A 23,836-nucleotide genomic window follows, 5' to 3' on the forward strand; every position below is an offset into this window, starting at 1 on the left:
GTGACGGTTCAGCGCCAAACCGTCCGCCCACGTGACGAACGTGCTATCATATGGCACCAACAAGATAACATTAGCGAATCGAGGAACCCCTCATGAACATTCTCGCCATCGCCGGATCGCTCCGTGCGGCAAGCTACAACCGCCAGCTCGCCGAGGCGGCGGGAGCGGTGCTCGCCAAGCTGCACCCCGAGATCGACTACCGCATCCTCGCCTGGGACGACGTCCCCTTCATGAACCAAGACGCCGAGCATCCCGCCCCTGCCGCCGTGACCCGCGTGCGCGGCGAGGTCAAGCGGGCCGACGGCCTGTGGCTGTTCAGCCCCGAGTACAACCACGCCATCCCCGGCCCCTTGAAGAACCTCCTCGACTGGCTCTCGCGCCCGGTGAGCGACACCGAGGGCCAGGTGCTGGCCGGCAAGCCCGTGGCTCTGGCGGGCGCGAGCATCGGCATGAGCGGCGCGGCGCATGCGCAGGACCAGCTCGTGGGCGTGCTCAGCTTCCTGGACGCGCGCATCATGAACCAGCCGCGCCTGGCCATTCCCCACATCGCCACGCAGGCCGAAGACGGCGTGCTCAAGCTGGACGCCTCGGCTCCCTACCTGGAGAAGCAGGCCGAAGCCTTCGTGCGCTTCATTGATCGGCAGAGCTAGGCGGGGCTTCGTCCGACCCGGCGGGCGGCGCCCCCTTGCCGCGCTCCGACAGCACCAGCCCGGCGCAGGTCAGCACCACGCCGATGCAGATCTGCGGCGTGAGGGGCTCGCCCAGCACCACCACCGACGCCGCCACCGTGATGACGGGCACGAGGTAGATGTAGGCGCTCGTCTTCACGGCGCCCAGAAGCTTCACGGCGATGCCCCACGTGGCGAAGCACGCCGCCGACGCGCCCACGCCCAGAAACAGCATGTTCGCCGTCATGACCGGATCGACGAACCGCTCGACCCCGAAGTGGAAGTCCAGCAGGAACAGCGCGGGCACCATGAGCACGAGGCCCCAGGCGAACGTGCGCTTCGTCATTTGGATGGTGTCGTCGCACAGCGCCGCCAGCTTGCGCGTGAGCACGGCGTAGAAGGCCCACACGGCCGCGGCCGCCACGGCCAGCGCGTCTCCCACGACGCCGCCCGTGCCCAACCCGTCCCAGCTGATGAGCACGATGCCCGCCATGGCCAGCGCGAAGCCGGCGAAGAACACGGGGTGCAGCTTCTCGTCGCGCAGCAGGATCGACGACAGCAGCGCCGTAAAGAACGGGTTCACCGCCACGATCACGCCCACGTTGCTGGCCGTGGTGTAGGTGAGCGCGATGTTCTCGAACAGGAAGTACAGCACCACGCCCGTGAGGCCCGCCGCCGCCACGAGCGCCTCCTCGCGCCAGCCGCCCAGCTTCACGTGCCGCGGACGACACGCCCACAGCACCAAGAACCCTATGAGGAAACGGTAGAACAGTATCTCGATGGGCGCGAAGTCCACGAGCAGCACCTTCGTGGCCACGAACGTCGTGCCCCACACCGCCACGGTGAACAGCGCGAACAGGTGCCCGCGCGCCGCCGAGCCGCCGCCTTTGGCCGCGCGCGCGGCCGCAACCGCCTCGCGGGCGCTCACGAGGCGCTCCTTCCGCACGCGGCGCGGTAGCGCGCCGGTGTGAGCCCCGTGACGTTGCGGAACACGCGTCCCAGGTGCGCCTGGTCGGCGAAGCCCGCGAGGCCGGCCGCCTCCACGGGCGAGCGCCCCTGCTCCAACAGGCTCTTCGCGTGCATGACGCGCACGGCCGCGAGGTAGCGGCCCGGCGTGATGCCGAGCTCCCTTTTGAAGGCGCGCACGAGCGCGTAGCGGCTCGCTCCCGTCACGGCGGCCACGTCCTCGAGCGCGATGCGCTCGGCGTAGCGCTCGTCGATGAAGGCCCGCGCCGAGGCCACGAGCGCGCCGGGAGCCGGCGGCCCGCCCGACCCGTCGGCCGCCGCGGCGACCGCGGCTTCGAGCAAGTCCGCCACGAGCGCGTCGAGCGCGTCGAGGACGGCGGCTCCCTCGTCCGACGCGGCCCGCGCGAACAGGGCGTCCGCCCGGTCGAACAGCGCGGCGTCGCGCAGCACGGGCACGGCGAACCGCGGCGCCTCGGCCTCCGGCACGCCGGCCAGCGCGGCGACCGCGCTCACGGGCACGTTCGCGCAGCGGTACGCGAACGGCTCGTCGTCGAGCGGATCGCACGCGTGGGACTCGCCGGGGTTCACCAAGAACACGTCGCCCGGCTCCAGCACGTGCAGCTCCCGCCCGCCCATGGTGAGGGCGCGACGGCTCGCTTTCAAGGCGCCCACCACGTAATGATCGTGCAGATGGTTGGGGAACGCCCGGATGTTCCCGGCGAGCGAGCACACCTCCACCAGGGAACCGTCCGGGCGCGCGAACGCCCGCACCTCCCGCGCGTCCATGCCCCTCGGCTCCTCCTCCGCCCGCGGACGCTCGGTCCGCCCGCCTTCGCCTCGCATATGCTCCCTCTCTTTTCGCATCGGCCAAGTATAGTCGATGCGCTCGCCCCCGCGCTTGTACGATATTGCGCATCGGCGGGCGGAAGGGCGCGGGACGCCCGTCCCGTGGTGCAAGGGCCCTACCCCTGCCTTCGACCTACGGAAACGTTGCTGATTGAGCGGCAAGGGCAGAGCCCTTGCCCTACGGGAGCGTCGAAACGCGACTTTTGATGCACCCCCTCCACAGAACCGACGAACCGGGCCTTCTCGACGCGACCCTAGGCACGCATAAAAAGAAGGGGGCCCGGTTTCCCGGGCCCCCTTCGAAGCTTCGAAAGCTGCAAACCGTGCGACGGTCGCGCGCCTTAAGCCTTCTTGTGGTGCAGGTCGTCCTCGCCCACGATCACATGGTTCTCGGGATCGTAAACCAGTCCGCCGTGCTCTTTCCAGAAGAACATGAGCAGCGTCGGGGAGATGCCCTCGATGTTCGCCAGGTAGATGTGGATGAACATGAAGCAGATGAAGACGTACATCATGAAGTAGTGGATGATGCGCATCGACATGAGACCGCCCACCAGATCGGTACCGGCAGCCATGAAGCCCCAGTTCATCGTGGGAGCCCACAGGCACAGGCCCGTGTAGAACATCACGATGATGAGGATGGGGATGGCCAGGTAGCTGATCTTCTGCGGAACGCCCAGCTTGGCGCCCAGCGGATGGTCCTTCTTCAGGAACAGGTAGTACTTGATCCACGCGCCCAGCTGGTGGCGGTTGTCAGCCTGCGGCAGCCACGTCTTGTAGTCCGTGACCTGGTAGCGCGTGCCGCCGTCCGGCGAGGACTTCACGAAGAAGGCCATGATGAGACGGACGATGCAGTTCAGGAAGATAATGAAGCCGCAGAACACGTGCACGCCGCGGGCGATGCCCATGAACCCGCCCCAGAACGGGAAGTGGATGCTGAAACCCGTGACGATCAACAGGATCATGCAAACCAGGTTGATCCAGTGCGTGATGACGAAGGGCATCGGATGCGCTTCGCGATAGTGTGCCAAGTGCGCCATGTTACTTCACCCCCCAAGGACTCGTGACGGTCTCGAAGCTCTTGCCCGTCGCCGGCTCGGTGATGTGGACCGCGCAAGCCGTGCAGGGGTCGAAGCTGTGCACGGTGCGCAGGGCGTTGATGGGCTTCTCGATGTCGCCCACCGGGTTGCCGATGAGCGCCTGCTCCATCGGGCCGCTCTCGCCGTTGGCGTTCTTCGGCGCGAGGTTCCACGTGGTCGGGATGATGATCTGGTAGCCCGTGATCTTGCCGTCCTTGACCTCTTCCGAGTGGTACAGGGCGCCGCGGGGGGCCTCCCAGAAGCCCGTGCCGGAACCGGTGATGGTGGCAGGCTCGCGGAAGTAGTCGCTGTCGCCGCTCTTCACGGCCTCGCGCAGCTCCGCGACCCAGTCCTTCATGAGGCCGGCGATGTAGAGCGTCTCGATCTGGCGGACGGCGGTGCGGCCGAGCGTGGACTGCGCCACGCCGATCTGGCCGGGGGCGCCCAGGGCCTCGAGCAGGCCGTCGACCTGCTCCACGATGAACGGCACGTTGCGCTTGTACGCCGCGAGGATACGGGACAGGCCGCCGGCCTCGTAGGGCTTGCCGTCGTAGGCGGGGCACTTGACCCACGTGTAGCGGTCGTTCACGTCGTACTCGGTGTACTCGGGCTCCGTGACGAAGTACGGGGAGGTGTAGGTCTCCTCGCCCTTGTACCAGGAGTGGCCCATGTACTCGGTGATGAGCTCTTCCTTGACGTCCGAGAGGTTGAGCTTGTCGTCGATGACGCCCATGGGCAGGTAACGGTCGGCCAGCTCCATGCTCTCGTTCTCGAACACGCCCCAGGCCACGTAGCGGCCGCAGCCCTTGCCCCAGTTGAGCGCGTCGATGTAGTACGGCGCGATGGCCAGGGTGTCGGGGATCATCGTGGCCTCGACCCAGTTGTACACCTCGTCGACGAGGTACTTGAGGTCGTCGAGCTTCTGGTCGGTGGGCACGAACGCCGTGCCGCCCGGGATGAGCGTCATGACGTGCGGCATCTTGCCGCCGATGATGGCCGAGATCTGGGAGGCCTTGGCCTGCATCTGCAGCGCCTCCAGGTAGTGGGCCGTGCAAATGAGGTCGAGCTCGGGCGGGAGCTTGTAGCCCGTGCCGTCCTCCGCGTCGAACCAGTTGCCCGAGAAGATGGACAGCTGGCCGTTGTCGGCGAAGTTCGACAGGCGCTCCTGCAGGGCCACGAAGTCGCTGTTCATAGAGGTGCCGGCAGCCTGGGCCAGGTCGTAGGCGTCCGCCGCGTTGGCCTTGAGGGCGTTGAGCGGGTTCACGTAGTCCAGGGCCGCCAGGTTGTAGAACCACAGGATATGGCTGTGGAGGAACTGGGCGCCTTCCAAGATGTTGCGGATGATGCGCGCGTTGTTCGAGATCTTGATGCCGTAGGCATGCTCGGCCGCGATGGTGGACGAGTGCGCGTGGGACACCGGGCACACGCCGCAGATGCGCTGCACGATCTGCGCCGCATCTTCGGGCGTGCGGTTCTCCACGACCATCTCCATGCCGCGGAAGCAGCCGCCCGACACCCAGGCGTCGGACACCTTGCCGTTGGTCACTTCCATCTCGACGCGGAGGTGGCCCTCGATACGGGTGATCGGGTCGATAACTGAACGGGTCATGTAGGCTTACCTCCCTTCTTCTTCATCGGTTTCGACAGGCTTTGCCTGGCTGTTCTTGCTGCTCTTCTCGCACGCGGCCTTGGCCTCGTCGCGCGAGAGGTTGTACTTGCCGATGGACTTGTCGGGATGGTTCTTGTCCCAGGCGCGGACTTTCTCGAAGTCGGCGCCGCCGTCCATGCGGCCGGACACCTTCATGCCGAAGCCGTGCACGACGAGCGCGGCGGCCAGGATGCCGGTGATGCCGAGGGCGATCGTGCCGGGCTGGACCATCCAGTCGCCGATGCGCAGGTCGCGATGGCGCTTGTAGAACGGGGTGTTGACCTCGACCCAGTTGTGGCCGGGATCGTTCGGGTTGGCCTCGCAGCAGCCGATGCAGGGGGAACCCGCCTGCACGCACCAGCTGCGACGGTCGTTCCACAGCGTCACGCCGCAGTTGGACTTCGTCTGCGGTCCGCGGCAGCCCATGGGATACAGGCAGTAGCCCTTGGCCTCTTCCTCGGAACCGAACTGGTAGACGAACTCGCCGTTCTCGAAGTGGCCGCGACGCTCGCAGTTGTCGTGGATCGTCTGGTCGAAGATGCCGGAGGGCTTGTTCTCGCTGTTGAGCGCCGGCAGCTTCTCGAGCAGCACGACGTCGACGAGCACGGACACGAGCCACTCGGGGTTCGCGGGGCAGCCCGGGATGTTGATGACCGGCGTGTCGATGCCGGCCTTCTTCAGGAACGCCTGAACGCCCAGGGCGTCCGAAGAGTTCGGATGGGCGCCCATCCAGCCGCCGTTGACGGCGCAAGAGCCCAGCGCGACGACCGCGTTGGCCTTCTCGGCAGCCTCGATCAGATGCTCCGTGCCGGGCTTGTCGGCCACGCGCAGCGCTTGGCCGCCCCAGCCTTCCAGCACGGCGCCTTCGTACACCAGGATGTAGTTCCCGGCCTCGATGGTCTGCTCCTTGGCTTCCTCCATCGACCAACCGGCGGCTGCGGACAGCGTCTCGGAATAGTTGAGCGAGATAAGCTCGAGCACGACGCTCGCGGGATCCGGCGTCTCAACCTGGGCGAACGACTCGGTACAACCCGTGCACGACGCGCCTTCGATCCAGATTACCGGGTACAGCTTCCCCTTCGTAGCGCCGATCACGGATTTCTCGAGGGCCTGCGCTATCTGCGGCGCGGCGAGCTGGGACAGCCCGGCAGCCGCGGCAACGGCGCCGCAAAGTTTCATGAAGCTGCGCCGCGTCACACCGCGGGCGGAAAGCATGTTCTGAAACTCTGAAACCGTGGCCTCTGTTTCCATGTGCACACCTCCTCAGGTGCTCTCGTCTGACATTGCACTATTTAGTATTCTCCCCGAGAAATGTTTCAAATTACGCAACGACGGCGCGAGCGCAACGATTGGCCCGCAAATGGTTCAAAAATGTTACGGAAGCCATTTGTCGTAACATAATTTATGCAGGTTAATCATGCTTTTATGCAAAATCGCGCATATTGGAGCACACCCCCTCGAATCATGCGCGATACAAGGCCGCTCATCGAAAAACAGGAGAATTGTAGGATTCCTGCATAAGAAGCGGCCCACCCCTCGGGCGACACCGCACGGAAGGATATCATAAGACGACGCTCGACGCGACCCGGATTCCTCGGCCGCGTCGACCGCGGAGCACCGCGCGCCGCCGTGCGCGGCGCCGCCAGCCACTGAACATCGCGACCGAAGGACGCCTCCATGCACGCCACCGAACCCGTATTCGCCTACCTCGGCCCCGCCGGCACCTACACCGACGAAGCCGCGCGCGCTTTCGCCGCCCGGCTCGGCATCGACGAGCCCGCGCTTCTGGAATGCGCGTCGTTCGACGAGGTGTTCGACGCCGTAGACCGCGGCAAGTGCGAGTTCGGCGTCGTGGCCAAGGAGAACTCGCTCGAAGGGTCGGTCACGGCCACGCTCGACAACTTCGCGTTCAAGAGCACGGCCACCATTTTGGGCGAGGAGGTCATCGACATCCACCACTGCCTGGTCATGCACCCCGACGCCAAGCTGGAGGACGTGACCACCGTGGCCTCGCACGCCCAGGGCCTCGCGCAGTGCCGCCGCTTTCTGGCCGAGCGCCTGCCGGGGCGCGCGTCCGTCACCACGTCCTCCACGGCGGAGAGCGCGCGTCTGGCGCTGGAGAACCCGCACGTGGCGGGCATCGCGAACGCGTTCGCCGCCGAGCTGTACGGCGCGCGGGTCGTCGAGCGCGACATCGAGGACCACTTCGGCAACCAGACGTCGTTCGCCCTCATCGGCCGCCAGGGGCACCCGCCCGTGTTCCGCGGTGAGCGCTACAAGACGTCGCTCGCGCTGTTCTTGCAGGTCGACCGGGCGGGCACGCTGAACATGATCCTTTCGGAGTTCGCCTACGCCGGCATCAACCTGTCCATGATCCAGTCGCGCCCCACGAAGCAGGCGCTGGGCGATTACATGTTCTTCATCGAGTTCAAGGAAGACGCCAACTCCCTGCCCGTGCAAACCGCCCTCAACTGCCTGCGCCTCAAGCTGCGCGAAGTGAAGGTCCTCGGCAGCTACCCCGTGGCGTAGGTAGGCGCCGCGCTGCGCGCTCCCCCACGCGCCACGAGGGCAACCGCATCCCCAGCCTTACGAAGCGGGCCGACGAACGCCGCCAAGATTACGATCGCTCTCGCTCGTCGGCTCTTCGTAGGGGCGATCTCCTGATCGCCCGTTCCGGCGAAGCCGGAACTAACGACCGAAACCTCTTTCACTCTCCGTGCTATCATGATGTTATGACGAACGTCAAAAGACAAGCCACACGTCTTTCAAGCTGGGACTATTCTCGCCCAGGCTGTTACTTCGTCACGGTCTGCACGCACGAACGCAAACCGTTGTTCGGGCATGTGAGGGTTGAAGGCGAGAACGTCGAGCGAACGGCTCGCATGCTCTTGAACGACCAAGGGCTCGCTTGCAAACAGGCGATCGACGCAGCATCCGAAACCTACCGGGAAGCGTCGGTTGACGCTTTCGTAATCATGCCGAACCACTTGCACATGCTCCTTTTACTTGAAGATGCCAGAGGCTCGGAACCGTCGACAAGAAGCTTGCTGTCCAGAATCGTAGGGTTCGTCAAAACACGCACAACACGCATCATTCGAAAGAGGTCGCCGAAAGCGAATGTCTGGCAACGGGGATTTCACGATCACATCGTGCGCGACGAGGCGGACTACCTGCGGATTTGGGAGTATATCGAGAACAACCCGGCGCGGTGGGCGCAGGACAGGTACTATCTGGAAGACGCATGCAGTCGATAGTTCCGGCTTCGCCGGAACGGGCGATCAGGAGATCGCCCCTACGGGACAACGGGAACTCCATCGGCAATCGTCGGACCGCGTCGCGGACGTCGGGATGCGAGGCCCCGTGGCGCACTGGGGGGCGCATAGCGCGGCGCACTTTTAGAACGCGATGAGGCCCAGGTGCTCTAGCAGGATCTTCGTGCCGATGAGAACGAGCACGATGCCGCCGACGATGGTGGCGGGCTTCTCGTAGCGCGCGCCGAAGCGATGGCCCACAGCCACGCCTGCCAGCGCCAAAACGAACGTCGTCGCGCCGATCAGGGCCACGGACGACACGATGTCCACGCGCAAGAACGCGAACGTGATGCCCACGGCCAGCGCGTCGATGCTCGTGGCCACCGACAGCATCACCAGCTCGCGCAGGTCGAGCTTGCCGTCCGCCGGACAGGACAGCTCCTCCTCGCCGTCGCGAAAGGCGTCCCACAGCATCTTGCCGCCGATGAACGCCAGCAAGACGAACGCTATCCAATGGTCCACCGGGGTGATGTACTGCTCGAACTGCGTTCCCAGCGCCCAGCCCACCAGCGGCATGAGCGCTTGGAAGCCCCCGAAGAACAACGCGATGACCAGCGCTTGGCGCACGTCCAGGCGCTTCATGCACAGACCTTTGCACACCGACACGGCGAAGGCGTCCATAGACAGCCCCACCGCCACCAGGAACAGCTCGACGAATCCCACGATGCTTCCCCCTCGTTCTCGTCCTATCGCGCGCCCGGTCGCTCTTCCGGCCGCGGGCAAAAAAATACCGACGCGGACGCGTCGGCTGCGAAAAAGCACGGTGCGACGCCTGCGCCACACCGCGAGTCTTGTCGTTTAAGGCCGGCCAGCTTCCTAGTGCGAAGCAGCATGTTGACCGAACCGCGCCCGAAGGCGTCGACTACTCCCTCACGGGATTGGGGTATTCTATCACAGCGAATCGCTCAGGGAAGGAAAACGTCGCCCTCCCGTCGGAAAAAACCTTCCGCCACGAGATCCGCCACGATCCCCTCGAACACGTCCGCGTCCACCTGGGAGCGCCCGCCGGCCAGCTCGAAGGAGTCGAGCCGCTCGGCCAGCTCGGCCGCGCCGATGCCGGGAGCGGCCAGCACGATGCGCACGAGTTCGGCGCGCTTCTGGCGCCGCGAGCCTTCGAACGCCGACTGCCGCGCGTAGTGCGCGCTGCGCCGCGAGGGGTTTGCCACCTGCGTTTTCAGGTGCGCTCCGTAGTCGAGCAGCGCGTAGTACCACGCCCGCGCGTCGTCTTCGGGGCACGTGTCGGCCACGAGCGGCGCCAGCTCCTTGTCGCCCACCTTCTCGCGATCGGGGAACAGCTCGTGGAGGAACACCGTGCGCACGTTCGTCTCGATGTACACGGACGGGCGGTTGTAGGCGAAGGCCATGACGCCGGCCGCCGTGGCCGGGCCGATGCCGGGCAGGCGCTGCAGCTCCTCGGCCGTGTCGGGCAGCGTGCCGCCGCGCTCGGCCGCGCACGCGTCGGCCGTCCTCTTGAGGGCGATCGCGCGGCGGTTGTAGCCGAGGCCCTGCCATTGCGCCAGCACGTCGGCCGTGTCGGCCGACGCGAGCGCGTCTATCGTGGGGAACAGCGCCATGAAGCGCTCCCAGAACCGCCCCACGCGCGCCACCTGGGTCTGCTGGAGCATGATCTCGGACACGAGCACGGCGTAGGGGTCGTCGAGGTTGCGCCAGGGAAGGTCGCGGTAGAGCGCGGCGCCCTGCTCGCGCACGAGCGCAACGAACGCGTCGCGGTCGGGCTCGGCGCACGGCCACGCGGGCCGCGGCTCCTGCGTCAGCGGCATGGGCCCTGCGCGCAGGCCGAGCGCGCCGCGCAGGCGCAGGCGCTCGCGCGGATCTCCGACGACCCATCGCGAACCGGGCTTCCGTCCCTCGGAGACGGGGCCTCGCCCGCGTCCATGGCCTTCTCGATGGCGGGATGCGTGCCGCCCTGCTCGAACAGGTCCTTGAGCGTGATGGAAGCGAAGTAGCCGTTGAGCAGGCGGTCGGCGCCCTGCCACACCTTGTTGTAGGCGCACTCGGGCTGCTTCTCGCAGTAGTCGGGGTCCATGACGCACAGCGAGATGCTCACCGGCCCTTGGATGGCCTCCAGCACTTCCAAAAGCGTGACCTCGGCCGGGTCGCAGTTGAGCACGAGCCCGCCGTGCGCGCCGCGCACGGTCTTGATGAGCCCGCCCTTCACCAGGTCGTGCTGGATGCTGCGCGCGAACGCGTAGGGTATGTCCTCTTCTTCGGCTATGTCCGATACGGATACGTAGGCGTCGCCGCTCTTGTAAGCGGCCCTCAGGATGCGGCAGGCGTAATCGCAGCGTCGCGTGATATCCATGTATTCTACTCCTCGGTTCCCTTCAGCAAGTCGTCAAGATGGTCAAGCTCGCGCCTGAAGTCCTTCACGACGGCGTCCTCGAGAGCACGGTACTCCTCCGAGTCCAGCGGCTGGTAAGCCGCCAGCTTGTCGAACAGGTTGTCTGCGGTGACGGGCAGGTAGCGCCGCGCCACCAGGCTTGCCTTGTACGCTTCCTCTATGGCCTCGCGCGCCGCCATGTATATGTCGTAGCGGGGCATGCCGGCCGAGTAGCGCACGAGGTCCACCCGGTTCACGCCGCGCAGCGACGGATGCTCGCGCGCGATTTCCATCCAAATGTCCACGCGCTCTTCCGGAGTGGGGTAGTCGATGTCCACGATGGACAGCGGTTCCAGCAGGTCGTAGAAGAACGGGTCGATCTCCCCCGCCTCCGCCGCCGAGGCCAGCACGAACACGTCGGGGTTCTCCACCGCCGAGCGCACGAGCCCGATGGCCTCGCGCGCGCCGCGCGACAGGCTGGAGAACATGAAGCCGCCGAACTCGTCGCCGGCGTCGGACATGGGCGACGCCCACAGGTCCAGATCCTCCAGCATGAGCACGCCCGGGCCCTCGAAGGCGTTGCGCGCCGCGTTGAGCCGGGGCTGGTTGTCGGCCTGCGCCATGACGCACAGCACCGGCATGCCCTGAAGGTTCTCCTCCATGCGCATGCGGATGGCCGGCATGTCCAGCTCGCCGAGCGTGGCCACCATGAAGCGGTTGGCGTCCTCGCGGGCGGGAGAGCGGAACAGGATGGCGTCGGCGGCCGGCATGCGGTCGAGGCCGTGCCGGGCGTTGAGCAGCTCGACAAGGCTCTTGAACTGGGGGTCGTCCTGCATACCCAGGCCGAAGTCGCGCATGAGCGCCACGGTTTCGTTGTAGCCGACGATGTCGGAGTAGGAGATGCGCTCGAGCGCCGAGACGATGGCGTGCGCGTCGGCGTCCTCGCCCATGGCGTCCTCGTCCGACCGCGCGACCCGCGCGAGCGCGGACGTACGCTCGGCCGGCTCGTCGCCCTTCTGGTCGCCCTTCGAGCCGCCGGCCTCGCGCCGCCACGAAGCGGCGTCTTTCGCGGCATCGGCAGGTTCGTCGCCCTTGCCGTCGGCGGGCGCGCCCTCGGCGTCGGCCCGGGCGGGCTCCTCCGCCTTCGGCGCGGGCGTCATGACGCCCTTCGAGCGCGGAAGCGTGACGTGCTCCACCTTCATGAGGCGCGGCGCGTCGATGCCGAGGAAGTCCTGGGAGATCATGTCGGTCATGTCCTCCAGATCCTCGCGCGTCAGCCCGAACTCCTCCAGTTTGTCCAGCGCCAGGCGCTGCAGCTGCTCGGCGCAGGCGGCCACCTCGTCGGAGGCCAGGAAGGGCTCGAGCTTCTCGAAGATGTACTCCGCGAGCGAGCGCTCCTTCAACTTGCAGGCGAGCGCCCACGCCTGGCGCAGCCCGTCCACGGCCTCGTCGTCCGGGGCGTAGGCGCTGCGAGCGCCCTTCTCGAAAGCGGCAAGGTACAGGTGCATGCCCAGCACGGCGTCGCCCGCAGAGCAGGCGAGCGCGGCACGGCGCAGGTAGTCGGCGGCGGAGCTATTGTCGTATTCGTCGTTCTGGCTTGGCGAATTGTTCGCGTCAACGTTCTCGAACATGGGCCCCCCTCCTTCACAGATATGTAAACATCGCAGGTGAATTGCGCAAATGTATATGGTCAAGTCACATTTTACCGGACTGCGCCGCACGCGCATAGGGCGAAGCGCAAAAACCTCAAATCGTCACGGACCGGTAACAAAACGAGTAGAAGGTAACGAAAGCCCAACGCCCGCCGGAAACCCCCGGCCACCTAGCAAGCGCGCCAGCGCGACCATCTCCCCTTCTCACCGCGAGACGCAAGGGACCTCTCCCCCAGCTTCGTCCAGGGTGCGGCGCGGCGGAGGGGTTCACCAAGCGAGTTCCGCACGAGCCGAAGCATCCTGCGGATGCTTCGTGCGAGCTCAGGACTGCCCGAGCGACTGAACCCCTTCGCCGCGCCGCACCCGTCCCGCAGGTTGAAACAAGAGGCCTCTACCAGTCGAGCACCTTCCAGCGCCGCTCCCGCGCCGTGCGGGCGAGCGGCCGGTCGGGGTCGACGGCGAAGGCGTGCTCGGCGGCGCCCAGCACCGCGCGGTCGGAATGGTGATCGCCGTAGGCGCTGTCCAGCACCCAGTTGCCCACGCCGAAGCGCTCGTCGCCGAAGCGCCGCACGGCCGCGAGCTTCTCCTCGCCCTCCACGGGCAGGCCCTCCACCTCGCGCGTGTACGTGCCGTCGGGCGCCTTGCGCATGCGCGTGGAGATCTGGAACTCGAAGGGGTGGTGCTCCATGGCGCGCAGGATGATGGGCTCGAACGTGGCCGAGATGACCACGACGACCTCGCCCGCGGCGACGTGCGCGCGCATGGCGGCGTCGGCGGCGGGGCGGAACAGCAGCGCGATGCGCTCGTCGTAGAAGTCGGCCAGGAAGCGGTCGACCTCCTCGGCCGAGCGGCCCTCGAACGCCGTGAACACCAAGCCGCGCACCTTGCTCTCGTTCTGCGGCAGGCGCAGCTTGTAGGCAGCCGCCCACAGAAGGATGCGGAAGATCACCCGCTTGCGCAGCATGCCGCGCTCCATGAGGTGCTGCACGAGCAGCACGGGCGAGTTGCCGTTTATGCTCGTGCCGTCGAAGTCGAACACCGCGAGCCGTACGGGCCCGCCGTCCTTGCGCTCCGTGGCGGGGCCGGCGAACGGCACGGCGCCGGCCTGTTGTTCTTCCGCGTTCGTCTCCCCCGGTCGGGACATAGGCCATCCTCGTCGTCGCGACGAGGCGCCCCGACGCGAAGGGAGGGGCGGGAAGGACCCGTGCGGCGACGGGCCCTTCCCGCAGTCGCGCTAGTCCTCGATCTCGTCGATTGTCTCAGCGAACTGTGAATTATACAGCTCCGCATAGAAACCGCCAAGTTCGAGCAGTTCCTCGTGCGTCCCCTGCTCCACGATGTCGCCGTCGCGGATGACCAGGATGAGGTCGGCGCTCTTGATGGTGGACAGGCGGTGCGCGATGACGAACGAGGTGCGTCCGGCCATGAGGTTGTCCATGGCCTTCTGGATGCGCTCCTCGGTGCGCGTGTCCACCGAGCTCGTGGCCTCGTCGAGGATGAGCATGCGGCGGTCGGCCAGGATGGCGCGCGCGATGGTGAGCAGCTGGCGCTGGCCCTGGCTGATGTTGCTGGCGTCCTCGTTGATCTCGGTGTCGAAGCCCTGCGGCAGCGTGCAGATGAAGTGGTAGACGTAGGCCGCCTTGGCCGCCGCCTCCACCTCCTCGTCGGTGGCGTCGAGCTTGCCGTAGCGGATGTTGTCGCGGATGGTGCCGTGGAACAGCCACGTGTCCTGCAGCACCATGCCGAACATGCTGCGCAGATCGTCGCGCGCGAAGTCGCGCACGTCGTGGCCGCCGATGCGGATGGAGCCCGATTGCACGTCGTAGAAGCGCATGAGCAGCTTCACCATGGTGGTCTTGCCGGCGCCCGTGGGGCCCACGAGGGCCACGGTCTGGCCCTCCGTCACCTTGGCCGAGAAGTCCTTGATAATGGGCTTCGCGGGATCGTAGCCGAAGTGCACGTGGTCGAACTCGACGTTGCACTCCACCTCGCCCGACGTGACCTTCGCCTGGTCGGGCTCCTCCTCGGGCTCGCCGAGGAACTCGAAGATGCGCTCGGCGGCGGCGGCCATCTGCTGCAGCACGTTGGATACCTGCGTGAGCTGCGTGATGGGCTGCGTGAAGTTCTTCACGTACTGGATGAACGCCTGGATGTCGCCCACCGTGATGGCGCCCTGCACGGCCAGGAAGCTGCCCGTGATGGCCACGGCCACGTACCCCAGGTTGCCCACGAAGTTCATGATGGGCTGCATGAGGCCGCTGATGAACTGAGACTTCCAAGCGGAGTTGTACAGCCGCCCGTTCGTCTCGTTGAAGTTGTCGACCGTGCCGTCCTCGCGGTTGAACGCCTTGACGATGGCGTGGCCCGAGAACGTCTCCTCCACGATGCCGTTGATCTCGCCCAGCGTGTTCTGCTGCGCCATGAAGAACTTCTGCGAGCGCTTCACCACCACCATGATGAGCACGATGGAGATGGGCAGGATGACCACGGTTACGAGCGTCATGAGCGGGTTGATGGACAGCATCATGACCAGCACGCCGATGATGGTGGTGATGGACGTGATGAGCTGCGTCACGCCCTGGTTCAAGCTCTGGCCGAGCGTGTCCACGTCGTTGGTGATGCGCGAGAGCACGTCGCCGGTGGAGGTGCGCTCGAAGTAGCCCATGGGCATGCGGTCGATCTTCGACGCGATGTCGCGGCGCAGCTGGTAGCACGTGCGCTGCGAGATGGAGCTCATGATCCAGCCCTGCACGAACGAGCACGCGGCGGAGAGCAGGTACAGCCCCAGCGTGAACAGCAGGATGCGCGCGATGGCGTCGAAGTCGATGCCGCCCGAGCCGTCGATCTTCGCCACGATGCCGTTGAACAGCTCGGTCGTGGCCGTGGAGAGCACCTTGGGGCCGACGATGTTGAAGATGGTGGACCCGATGGCGAACACGAGCACCACGACGAGCGCCACCTTGAAGCGGCCCATGAAGGCGATCATCTTCTTGAGGGTGCCTTTGAAGTCCTTGGGCTTCTCGCCGGGCATCATGCCGTGTCCGGGGCCGTGGCCGCCCATGGGGCCGCGGCGCGGACGGCGGGGCTGTGCGACCGTTTGCGGATTCGTCTGCTCGCTCATGCCGCATCACCTCCCGTCAGCTCTTCTTCCGACAACTGGGACATCGCGATCTCCCGGTACTCCTCGCAGGTTTGCATGAGCTCCTCGTGCGTGCCCTGGCCCACGATGCGGCCCTCGTCGAGCACGACGATCTTGTCGGCGTGCAGGATGGTGGAGATGCGCTGGGCCACGATGACCACCGTCTTGTCGGACAGGCGCGCGTGCAGCTCCTGGCGCAGCGCGGCGTCGGTCTTGTAGTCGAGCGCCGAGAAGCTGTCGTCGAACAGGTACGCGCGCGCCTCCGTGGCGAGCGCGCGGGCGATGGCCAAGCGCTGGCGCTGGCCGCCCGAGACGTTCGTGCCGCCCTGCGACACGTCCGCCTCCAAGCCCTCCTCCTTCGAGGCGACGAAGTCGGCCGCCTGGGCGATGTCGATCGCCTGGTCCACGCGCTCGGCCGGCATGTCCTCGTCGGAATAGGCGACGTTCGACTCGATGGTGCCGGAGAACAAAAACGCCTTCTGCGGCACGTAGCCCAGCTGGGCGCGCAGCGCACGCTGGCTCAGGTCGCGGATGTCCACGCCGTCGAGGGTGATGGAGCCCTCCGTGACGTCGTAGAAGCGCTCGATGAGCTTGATGACCGTGGACTTGCCCGAGCCGGTGGAGCCGATGAGCGCGGTGGTTTTGCCGGGCTCGGCCGTGAAGCTCAGATCCTCGAGCACGCATTCCTTGGAGTCGCCGTACTTGAAGCTCACGTCGTTGAAGGCGATGGTCGCGCCGCCCGCGCGGTCGGCGAGCGCCGCGTCGCGGGCCTTCGAGGGCTCGGGGTCGCAGATGGTGGGCTCGGTCTCCAGCACCTCGTTCACGCGCTGGGCCGCCACGTCGGCGCGCGGCAGCATGATGGATATCATGCCGATCATGAGGAAGCTCATGATGATGACCATGGCGTACGTGATGAACGCGATGAGGTCGCCCGTCTGGATGGTGCCGGTGTCGATGTAGGAGCCGCCCACCCACACGATGAGCACGCTCACGCCGTTCATGACCAGCATCATGAGCGGCATCATGAACGTCATGACGCGGTTCGTGAACAGCTGGGTCTTCATGAGGTGCTCGTTGGCGGCGTCGAAGCGCTCCTCCTCGTAGGGCTGGCGGTCGAACGCGCGGATGACGGGCAGGCCCGTGAGTATCTCGCGCGACACCAGGTTCACGCGGTCGATGAGCTTCTGCACGATCTTGAACTTGGGCATGGCCACCTTCATGAGCACCATGATGAGCACGAAGATGATGACCACGGCCAGCACGATGATCCAGCTCATGGCAAGGTTCGTGCGCGACACCATGATGATGCCGCCGATGGCGAGGATCGGCGAGTACAGCACCATGCGCAGCAGCATGACGGTGACCATCTGCACGAGCTGGATGTCGTTCGTGCCGCGCGTGATGAGCGAGGCGGCCGAGAAGCTCTGCACCTCGGCATCGGAGAACGACACCACGCGGCGGAACAGCCTGCCGCGCAGCGTGGCGCCCACCTTGGCGGCCGTGCGCGAGGCGATGAAGCCCACGGCGATGGCCACGACCATGCCGAGCGCGGCCAAGCCGAGCATGATGAGCCCGATGCGCACGAGGTAGTTCATCTGCAGGTCGGACAGGTTGTAGCCGAGCGATTCGTACTCCTGCTTGGCGGCGGCGATGGCCTGCTGGTCGACGATGGAGTCGCCCATGTCGCCCATCTTCTCCTTGGCCTCATCCAGCATGTCGAGGATCTGGTCCTTCGTCACCACGCCGGCTTGGTACGCCTGCATGACCTGGTCGAGATCGAGGTCGGGGATCTGTTGGGAGTAGTGGATGGCCACGAGCGGCATGGCCACCATGCGGTCGAGCTCGTCGATCTCCTTCTTGCCCTCGTCGTCGAGCTTGTACGTGCCGTCGGCGGTCTCGGTGTAGGCGTCGCGGAACGTCTGCTCGTCGGCCGCGGGCAGCATCATGGCCACGAGGTCGTGGGTCTTCGCGGTCATCTCGTCGGTGGCCGCGTGCTCCACGCCCGACTGCTGGATGCCCACGTCGACGATCTTCGACGTGTAGTTCGGCAGCGACAGGTCGGTGAACGCCTGCACGATGAGCAGGCACACGATGAGCACCACCGCGATCTTGGAGTTCTTGAGGTAGCGGACTATGCGCACGGGGCATTCCCTCCTTCGGAATCGTGCGGGGCGGGGGTTGCGGCGTCGGCGCGCCCCTGCGTCGCGCAGCGCCCGTCGGGGCCCGAGGAGGCGCATGCGCCGTTGCCCTCGACGCCGCACGGCACAGTGAAGGCGTCCGCGTGCGTGCGGTCGTGGAACTCCACAACGCGCTTGAGGATGCGCACGAGGTGGGCCATGTCCTCTTCGCCCACGTACGCCATGACCTGGTTCATGTGCTCGTCGCGCAAACGACGTCCCTCGGCGGCGAACTGCCGACCCTCTTCGGTGAGGACCACCGTGACGGCCCGGTAGTCGTCGCTCGTGCGGTGCCGCTCGATAAGGCCCTTCTCCTCGAGCGCCTTGAACGTTTGGGACAGCGCACTGGGGGTGGTGTGCGAGATCTCGGCCACGCGGCCCGGGCGTATGGGCTCGCCGCACGCCTCCAGCTTGCCCACCGCCATCATGATGCGCGCCTCCGACGGCGTCACGCCTTCCGGCGTGGGCGGCATGATGCGGTCGTGGCGCATGCGCTGCATGATCTCGTACAGCTCGCGTTTCATATCCGCGAACGAATCGTCCATGGCTCTCCTTCCCTGCCCTTCGCTTTCCCGTCCTATAATTTAGCTGCTAAACTATATCACTTCATAATTTTTGCGCAATGGAAATTTTAAGAGCCTGCGCATGCCTTACACAGAACAACCACGCGATCGTAGGATCGCCGTGCGGCTGCAGGATCGCCGTGCGAAGGTGCGCGTCTTGCGCGCGATTTCGCCCTTCGTTGATCGAAAGGCGAATTTTTTGAAAATAGGGTATTGCGTCCGCTTGAACTTCCCGGTAGAATAACCGTCGCTGCTTCAAGCACGGGGTGTTAGCTCAGTTGGTTAGAGCGCCGGCCTGTCACGTCGGAGGTCGCGAGTTCAAGTCTCGTACATCCCGCCATTAAAAGTAAACGGCCGCCGGGTTTGCCCGGCGGCTGTTTTTTGCATTGTCACCCTCGGGCATCCCGGAAGACGCCCTCCCGTCATCCCAGCGACAGGATCGAACGGCAGCCTACGCCAGCAGCTTGCCCGCGTGCTCGCCGGGAGTGACCGAATAGACCTCCTCCACGTGGAGGTAGCACACGCCCTTGCTGGTGAAGTCGTAGCCCATGGAGCTCAGTATCTCCTTCACCTGCGCGGCCACGGCCTCGTAGCGCGGGCCCTCGTTCTCGTACGTCGCGCTCCCCTTCACCTGGAAGCCGCCTTCGTCGTCCCAAACGGACAGGGCGACGTGCGGGTTCTGGCGCAGGTTGGCCAGGCTCTTGCCCAAGTACTGGTCGGACACCATGACCGTTTCGTCGTCGATCACCTGCTTCATGCTCACCGGCACCACGTTGGGCACGCCGTCCGAACAGGTGGAGAACGCCGCCGCGTACGCGTTGTTGATCATGTCCTGACAGGCTTGCGGCATCTTCGCCATGGCAAGCACCCCTTCCGTATCCGTGCGGGGCGACACCGGAGCCCCGGCGGCCGTCCCTCGGGCCGCGTCGGACCCGCCCCGCGCATCCTTGGCTTCAGCTTACTCCCCCGCAGGCGCCTCGACAACCACTTCCGTGCACACGAGCGGCACGGGGTTCTTCAGGCTGTCGCCCACGGGGCAGCGCTCCCCGGCCAGCGCCGCCAGTTTGCGCGCCGCGTCCTCGTCGCCGCACGCGAGGCGCACCTTGCAGCGCACCTCCTGCAGCCCGTTGCGGATGTCCGGGTTGCCCATGAAGCCCTCGGGGTCGATATCGCCCTCCACCTCCATGCCGACGCCCTCCAGGGGGATCTGCTGCGCATGGGCGAATATCATCGCCGCGATGGACTGGCAGGCCCCGAGCGAGCAGAGCAGGCCCTCCACGGGGTTCATGCCCGCGTTCGTGCCGCCCATGTCCTCGGACTCGTCGAACGTGATCTCGAACCCTCGGCAACGGGCCTTGACCTGCAGGCCCTCGCCCGTGCTCGAAACCTCGATGCTGCTGCTGCTTTTCATGGCTCCTCCTTCTTCTGCCTACGCGACCTCGTATACGACCACGCAGGGATCGGCGTCCCACGTAGGCTTCAAGCCGGCGACCACGTCGTCGGTGAACAGCTGGCTTTCCAGGTAGGCTCGGGCGTTCTCCATACTGTCGAAACCGTGCAGCACCTGCACGTCCTCGGGACGGACGAGCAGCGCCTTGGTCAACGCGCCGGGAACAGTGTCCAGAAACGGCTGGCGGTACGCGGCGTACACCTGGGCGGCCGCGGGACGGTTCTCTTCGGATATCTGCATGGTGATCTCTAGGTAGGCTTTGGCTTCCATGGCTGGTCCTTTCGCGTTGCCTTCGATACGGTCGAACGTGCGCGCCACGTTGCCCCCACGATACGGCGCGGACTCAAAAGTCGGAAGTGGTTAGCGAAATATTGAGCGACTTAAAATTTTCATAGTCACTTCAATTCAACGATGCACGCGCTATGCTGTGCGAAGAGAGAAAGGACGTCACATGGCACGCAAGCGCAAGCTCGAGAAGGATATCCGCTGCCCGTTGGAGTACGGGCTGGACGTGTTCGGCGGCAAGTGGAAGTCGCGCATCGTGTGCGTGCTCTCCGACGGGCCGCTGCGCTACAGCGCCGTGCGCTGCGAGATGGCCAACGTGACCGACGCCGCCCTGGCGGGCGCGCTCAAGGAGCTGGCCGAGCAGGGGCTCGTGCAGCGCATCCAGTACGAGGAAATACCCCCGCGTGTGGAGTACCGGCTGACCGAGAAGGGGCGGTCGCTTTTGCCCGTGCTGCAGCACATCTGCCAATGGTCGGGATCGTTCTTCAAGGAGGAGAGCTCGCTCGAGCTGGCCCGCTGCCAGCGCTGCGACTACCGCCCCTAGGGTGCCGACCAGTGCATCGATGCTGGTGGAAGACGCTATGGAAAAGTAGAGCTACTCAAGTTTTCGCATCCGTCTTTCCAACGTCAGCAGGATTTCCTATACTTCGAGGAAAGGAAGGCGCGCGAGGGCGGCGCGTGCCCGTTCTGGGAGTCGACGGACGGCGCGCCCGTCATCGACCCCGTAGACCCGTCCAGTGCATTCGCAAGGCAGGTGATCGCATGGCAGAGACATCGACTTCGACGACGCACGACGCCGCGCCCGAAGGCGCCGCCGAGCAGGCGGATCGGAAGGCCGCCGCGCCGCCGCGCAAGAATTTCCCCGCCCGCAGCGACAAGGAGGCCTACGCGGCCTGGCTCAAGGAACTGCAGGCTCCCGACCGCTCGAACTGCCGAGCTTGATAACCTCTGCGGCATCGGTCGATGCCGACGAAACAGCACCGCACCCCAGCGCCCGCACCCCGCTTTTAAGCAGGTTGCGGGCGCTTCCACGCGCAGACAGAGCAACCAGTCAGGCGCGCTGGTCGATGCGCGTGACGGACACGATGCGCAGAAGCTCGCCGGGGGCGCAGGGGGCGCAGCCGTGCGCAGCTCCGTCGGCGTCCAACTCGTATTCCCACACCTTGAGGGCGTTCCCGACGCGGCGAGCGCGCACGGTCTCCTCCGGCGCGTCCCCTCCCCCTGCGTTGTTGTACGCGTCCACGCAGGCGCGCAGCAGCACGTCGGGACGCAGGGAGCCCGTGGGCTTCGCCTCGAGCGTGAACGTGGCCACGGCGCCGGCCACCTGCATCTCCCCTACCAGGAAGTCGGATACGCGCAGCACCTTCTCCTTCTTCTTGCGCACGACGGTCACCTCGTCGGGCACGGGCAGCGCGGCGGGCGCGCAGGACAGCAGCGCGCGGTAGGTGCTCAACGGGTACGCCACGGAGGCGGCCGGCTCGCCGGCCTCGATGTAGCGGCAGCTCTTCACCATGAGGTCGGGCGGGCTCGCCGCCTGCAGGGCCTCCAGGGCCCCCTCGGGCGGCACGTAGCGGGTGAGCTGCAGGTCGAACACCTCGCGCAGGCCGCCCACCCCCACGGGAAGCGCCGCGCCGAAGGCGATCTTCATATGCGGCGAGAACCCCTGGCTGATGGCGAACGGAAGCCCGGCGCGGCGCACGGTGCGCTCGAGCGCGCGGGCCACCTCCAAATGCGACAGCAGCGCCAGGCGCCCCTGCTTGCAGAACGTCGCCCGCAGGCGGAAGTTGCGGGGATCAGGCACGGGGGGCCTCCTGTTCCTCGACGGCCGCCGGCGCGACGCGGGGGGCGGCCAGTTCGTTGTCGGCGCCGAGGGAGGGGCAGGCGCCGCACGCCGAGCACGTGCCGAACGTGCAGTCGGGCGTGGTGCGGCCCTCCTCGGCCAAACGGCGCTCGCGCGCCAGGAAGCGCGTGGACACGCCCGTGGATATGTGCGCCCACGGCATGACGCGATCCGGCGGATAGCTCGTCTGCGCGACGGCCTCCGGATCGATGCCCACCTCGTCGGCGGCCGCGCGCCACGCCTCGCCGTCAAAGCACTCCGTCCACGCGTCGAAGCGCGCGCCGCGCCGCCAGGCGGCCTCGACCCACGCGGCGGCCTCGCGCCCGCCCCGGCTCATGACGGCCTCCACGAAGCTCGTGGACGGGTCGTGCCAGTGCACGTCCACGGCCTTGTACTTCACGCTGCGGCGCAGGATGCCCACGCGGCGCAGCGCCTCCTCGGGCGCTATCTGGCCGTCCCACTGGAACGGCGTCTGGGCCTTCGGCACGAACAGGGCCACCGACACGCTCACGCGCACGTTGCCGCGCTGCTCGGGCGGCACGGCGGCCTTCGCGCGGTCGTAGGCGCGGCTCGCCAGGCTCGCGATGCCCTTGATGTCGTCGTCGGTCTCGGTGGGCAGGCCTATCATGAAGTACAGCTTGACGCGCCTCCACCCGGCGGCAAAGGCCGCGTCCAGGGCGCCGAACAGGTCGTCCTCGGTCACGTTCTTGTTGATGACGTCGCGCAAACGCTGCGTGCCGGCCTCGGGCGCGAACGTGAGGCCGCCCTTCTTCTGGCCCGCCACGAGCCCGGCCATGTCCACGCCGAACGCGTCGAGGCGCTGCGAGGGCACCGAGATGCGCACGCCCTTGCCCTCGCAGGCGTGGTTGAGGCGCGTGAGGATGTCGGCGATCTGGGAGTGGTCGGTGGACGAGAGCGACGTCAGGCTCACCTCGTCGTAGCCCGTGTCGGCAAGCCCCGCCAGCACGGACGTGACCACGTTGTCGGCCGAGCGCTCGCGCACGGGGCGGTACATCATGCCCGCCTGGCAGAAGCGGCAGCCGCGGGCGCAGCCGCGCAGGATCTCCACGTTCAGGCGGTCGTGCACTACTTCCGTGAAGGGCACGATGCACGGCTCCCAGCCGGAGCTCTCGGCGAAGCCCTCGAACAGGCGCTTGTCGATGCGCGCGGGCAGGCCCGGCTCAACCGGCTCGATCCACGTGCCCGCCTCCTGGGCCTCCGCCTCGTCGCGCCAACGGTAGAGCGACGGCACGTACCAGCCCGGCTCGTCCGCGAGCGCCCGCAGGATGACGGCGCGCGGCGCGCCCTCGGCGCGCAGGCGGCGGATGAGGGCGAGCGCCTCGGGCACGGCCTCCTCGCCCTCGCCGATGCTCACGGCGTCGAAGAACGGCGCGTAGGGCTCGGGGTTGTACGCGCACGGGCCGCCGCCCAGCACGAGCGGGTCGCCCTCGGCGCGCGCGTCGGCGCGCAGCGGGATGCCGGCCAGATCGAGCGTCTCCAGCACGTTCGTGGCCGCCAGCTCGTGCGGCAGCGTGATGCCCACCGCGTCGAACTCGGCCACGGGGGCGCAGCTTTCGATGGAGAACAGCGGAAGGCCCTCGGCGCGCATGCGATCGCAGAGGGCGGGCGCGGGCAGGAACGCGCGCTCGGCGGCCATGCCGTCTGCGGCGTTCACCGCGTTCACCAGGATGCGCACGGCCTGGTTCGCCTGACCCAGTTCGTAGGTGTCGGGATACACCATGCAGAAGCGGAAGTCCGCGTCGGGCTTGTACACGCAGCCCCATTCGCGGTTGATGTAGCGCGCGGGACGCTCCGCATCGCCGAGCAGCGCCTCGAGGCGCGGCCAGAGATCCGTCATCGGATTCGACCTTCTT

Annotated in this window: 23 protein-coding genes and 1 tRNA gene; 6 read left to right on the forward strand and 18 right to left on the reverse strand. The window is 66.6% G+C overall.

Features of this window, described 5'->3' with window-relative positions:
* Positions 1-92: 92 nt before the first annotated feature.
* The gene (locus HCH03_RS08730; protein WP_221689196.1) at positions 93-650 is read left to right on the forward strand and encodes an NADPH-dependent FMN reductase; all 558 of its coding nucleotides are present in this window, start codon (positions 93-95) and stop codon (positions 648-650) included.
* Here HCH03_RS08730 and HCH03_RS08735 read toward each other — a convergent pair.
* The 5 genes from HCH03_RS08735 to HCH03_RS08755 form a co-directional block, all read right to left on the reverse strand.
* The gene (locus tag HCH03_RS08735; RefSeq protein WP_221689197.1) at positions 631-1,596 is read right to left on the reverse strand and encodes a DMT family transporter; all 966 of its coding nucleotides are present in this window, start codon (positions 1,594-1,596) and stop codon (positions 631-633) included. The genes HCH03_RS08730 and HCH03_RS08735 overlap by 20 nt on opposite strands.
* Positions 1,593-2,420, reverse strand: coding sequence for an AraC family transcriptional regulator (locus HCH03_RS08740; protein ID WP_221689198.1), 828 nt, complete (start codon positions 2,418-2,420; stop codon positions 1,593-1,595). The genes HCH03_RS08735 and HCH03_RS08740 overlap by 4 nt, the downstream gene beginning before the upstream one ends.
* A 401-nt stretch (positions 2,421-2,821) precedes the next feature.
* Positions 2,822-3,517, reverse strand: coding sequence for a cytochrome b/b6 domain-containing protein (locus HCH03_RS08745; RefSeq protein WP_080142708.1), 696 nt, complete (start codon positions 3,515-3,517; stop codon positions 2,822-2,824).
* A 1-nt stretch (position 3,518) separates the two neighbouring features.
* Positions 3,519-5,165, reverse strand: a complete 1,647-nt coding sequence (locus HCH03_RS08750) for a nickel-dependent hydrogenase large subunit (protein WP_221689199.1) — start codon at positions 5,163-5,165, stop codon at positions 3,519-3,521.
* A 6-nt stretch (positions 5,166-5,171) separates the two neighbouring features.
* Positions 5,172-6,455 carry a hydrogenase small subunit gene (locus HCH03_RS08755; RefSeq protein ID WP_080142706.1) on the reverse strand — a complete coding sequence of 428 codons (1,284 nt, stop codon included), beginning with the start codon at positions 6,453-6,455 and terminating at the stop codon, positions 5,172-5,174.
* A gap of 426 nt (positions 6,456-6,881) precedes the next feature.
* Here HCH03_RS08755 and pheA point away from each other — a divergent pair, with 426 nt between their 5' ends.
* Entirely contained in the window at positions 6,882-7,733 is an 852-nt protein-coding gene (gene pheA, locus HCH03_RS08760; RefSeq protein WP_185905869.1) for a prephenate dehydratase, read from the forward strand.
* 203 nt (positions 7,734-7,936) lie between these two features.
* The gene (locus HCH03_RS08765; RefSeq protein WP_221689200.1) at positions 7,937-8,458 is read left to right on the forward strand and encodes a transposase; all 522 of its coding nucleotides are present in this window, start codon (positions 7,937-7,939) and stop codon (positions 8,456-8,458) included.
* Between the two features lie 141 nt (positions 8,459-8,599).
* On the opposite strand, the gene HCH03_RS08770 is transcribed toward HCH03_RS08765, so the two are convergent.
* The 8 genes from HCH03_RS08770 to HCH03_RS08805 form a co-directional block, all read right to left on the reverse strand.
* Positions 8,600-9,178, reverse strand: coding sequence for a manganese efflux pump MntP (locus tag HCH03_RS08770; protein WP_221689201.1), 579 nt, complete (start codon positions 9,176-9,178; stop codon positions 8,600-8,602).
* Positions 9,179-9,420: 242 nt separating this feature from the next.
* Positions 9,421-10,296, reverse strand: a complete 876-nt coding sequence (locus HCH03_RS08775) for an adenine glycosylase (RefSeq protein ID WP_221689202.1) — start codon at positions 10,294-10,296, stop codon at positions 9,421-9,423.
* Positions 10,287-10,838: an RrF2 family transcriptional regulator gene (locus HCH03_RS08780; protein ID WP_221689203.1), complete on the reverse strand. Its 552-nt coding sequence runs from the start codon at positions 10,836-10,838 to the stop codon at positions 10,287-10,289. The genes HCH03_RS08775 and HCH03_RS08780 overlap by 10 nt, the downstream gene beginning before the upstream one ends.
* A 5-nt stretch (positions 10,839-10,843) precedes the next feature.
* Positions 10,844-12,487, reverse strand: a complete 1,644-nt coding sequence (locus HCH03_RS08785) for a ribonucleotide reductase subunit alpha (protein ID WP_185905865.1) — start codon at positions 12,485-12,487, stop codon at positions 10,844-10,846.
* Positions 12,488-12,899: 412 nt separating this feature from the next.
* Entirely contained in the window at positions 12,900-13,652 is a 753-nt protein-coding gene (locus HCH03_RS08790) for an HAD family hydrolase (RefSeq protein ID WP_221689204.1), read from the reverse strand.
* Positions 13,653-13,742: 90 nt separating this feature from the next.
* Positions 13,743-15,629: an ABC transporter ATP-binding protein gene (locus HCH03_RS08795; protein WP_185905863.1), complete on the reverse strand. Its 1,887-nt coding sequence runs from the start codon at positions 15,627-15,629 to the stop codon at positions 13,743-13,745.
* A complete protein-coding gene (locus HCH03_RS08800) occupies positions 15,626-17,788 on the reverse strand; it encodes an ABC transporter ATP-binding protein (RefSeq protein ID WP_221689205.1) in 2,163 nt (720 codons plus the stop codon). The genes HCH03_RS08795 and HCH03_RS08800 overlap by 4 nt, the downstream gene beginning before the upstream one ends.
* Positions 17,779-18,369, reverse strand: a complete 591-nt coding sequence (locus HCH03_RS08805; protein WP_221689206.1) for a MarR family winged helix-turn-helix transcriptional regulator — start codon at positions 18,367-18,369, stop codon at positions 17,779-17,781. The genes HCH03_RS08800 and HCH03_RS08805 overlap by 10 nt, the downstream gene beginning before the upstream one ends.
* A gap of 281 nt (positions 18,370-18,650) precedes the next feature.
* Between HCH03_RS08805 and HCH03_RS08810 the strand changes: the two genes are divergently transcribed.
* A tRNA-Asp gene (locus tag HCH03_RS08810) sits at positions 18,651-18,727 on the forward strand.
* A gap of 111 nt (positions 18,728-18,838) precedes the next feature.
* Here HCH03_RS08810 and HCH03_RS08815 read toward each other — a convergent pair.
* From HCH03_RS08815 to HCH03_RS08825, 3 genes are all read right to left on the reverse strand, one after another.
* Positions 18,839-19,246 (reverse strand): pyridoxamine 5'-phosphate oxidase family protein, encoded by a 408-nt coding sequence (locus tag HCH03_RS08815; RefSeq protein WP_221689207.1) that lies wholly within the window; start codon positions 19,244-19,246, stop codon positions 18,839-18,841.
* 99 nt (positions 19,247-19,345) lie between these two features.
* Positions 19,346-19,798, reverse strand: a complete 453-nt coding sequence (locus HCH03_RS08820; protein ID WP_221689208.1) for an OsmC family protein — start codon at positions 19,796-19,798, stop codon at positions 19,346-19,348.
* A gap of 18 nt (positions 19,799-19,816) precedes the next feature.
* On the reverse strand, positions 19,817-20,107 hold the full coding sequence (locus HCH03_RS08825) for a hypothetical protein (protein ID WP_221689209.1): 291 nt from the start codon (positions 20,105-20,107) through the stop codon (positions 19,817-19,819).
* A gap of 181 nt (positions 20,108-20,288) precedes the next feature.
* On the opposite strand from HCH03_RS08825, the gene HCH03_RS08830 reads away from it, so the two are divergent.
* Positions 20,289-20,666 (forward strand): winged helix-turn-helix transcriptional regulator, encoded by a 378-nt coding sequence (locus HCH03_RS08830; RefSeq protein ID WP_221689210.1) that lies wholly within the window; start codon positions 20,289-20,291, stop codon positions 20,664-20,666.
* Positions 20,667-20,884: 218 nt separating this feature from the next.
* Positions 20,885-21,064: a hypothetical protein gene (locus tag HCH03_RS08835; RefSeq protein ID WP_221689211.1), complete on the forward strand. Its 180-nt coding sequence runs from the start codon at positions 20,885-20,887 to the stop codon at positions 21,062-21,064.
* A gap of 109 nt (positions 21,065-21,173) precedes the next feature.
* On the opposite strand, the gene HCH03_RS08840 is transcribed toward HCH03_RS08835, so the two are convergent.
* Both HCH03_RS08840 and HCH03_RS08845 read right to left on the reverse strand, forming a co-directional pair.
* Positions 21,174-21,923, reverse strand: coding sequence for a TIGR03936 family radical SAM-associated protein (locus HCH03_RS08840; RefSeq protein WP_221689212.1), 750 nt, complete (start codon positions 21,921-21,923; stop codon positions 21,174-21,176).
* Positions 21,916-23,820, reverse strand: a complete 1,905-nt coding sequence (locus HCH03_RS08845) for a TIGR03960 family B12-binding radical SAM protein (protein WP_221689213.1) — start codon at positions 23,818-23,820, stop codon at positions 21,916-21,918. The genes HCH03_RS08840 and HCH03_RS08845 overlap by 8 nt, the downstream gene beginning before the upstream one ends.
* Positions 23,821-23,836: the final 16 nt, after the last annotated feature.

This window comes from Gordonibacter massiliensis (ex Traore et al. 2017) (genome assembly GCF_019731765.1).
In the GTDB taxonomy this organism is placed as follows: domain Bacteria; phylum Actinomycetota; class Coriobacteriia; order Coriobacteriales; family Eggerthellaceae; genus Gordonibacter; species Gordonibacter massiliensis.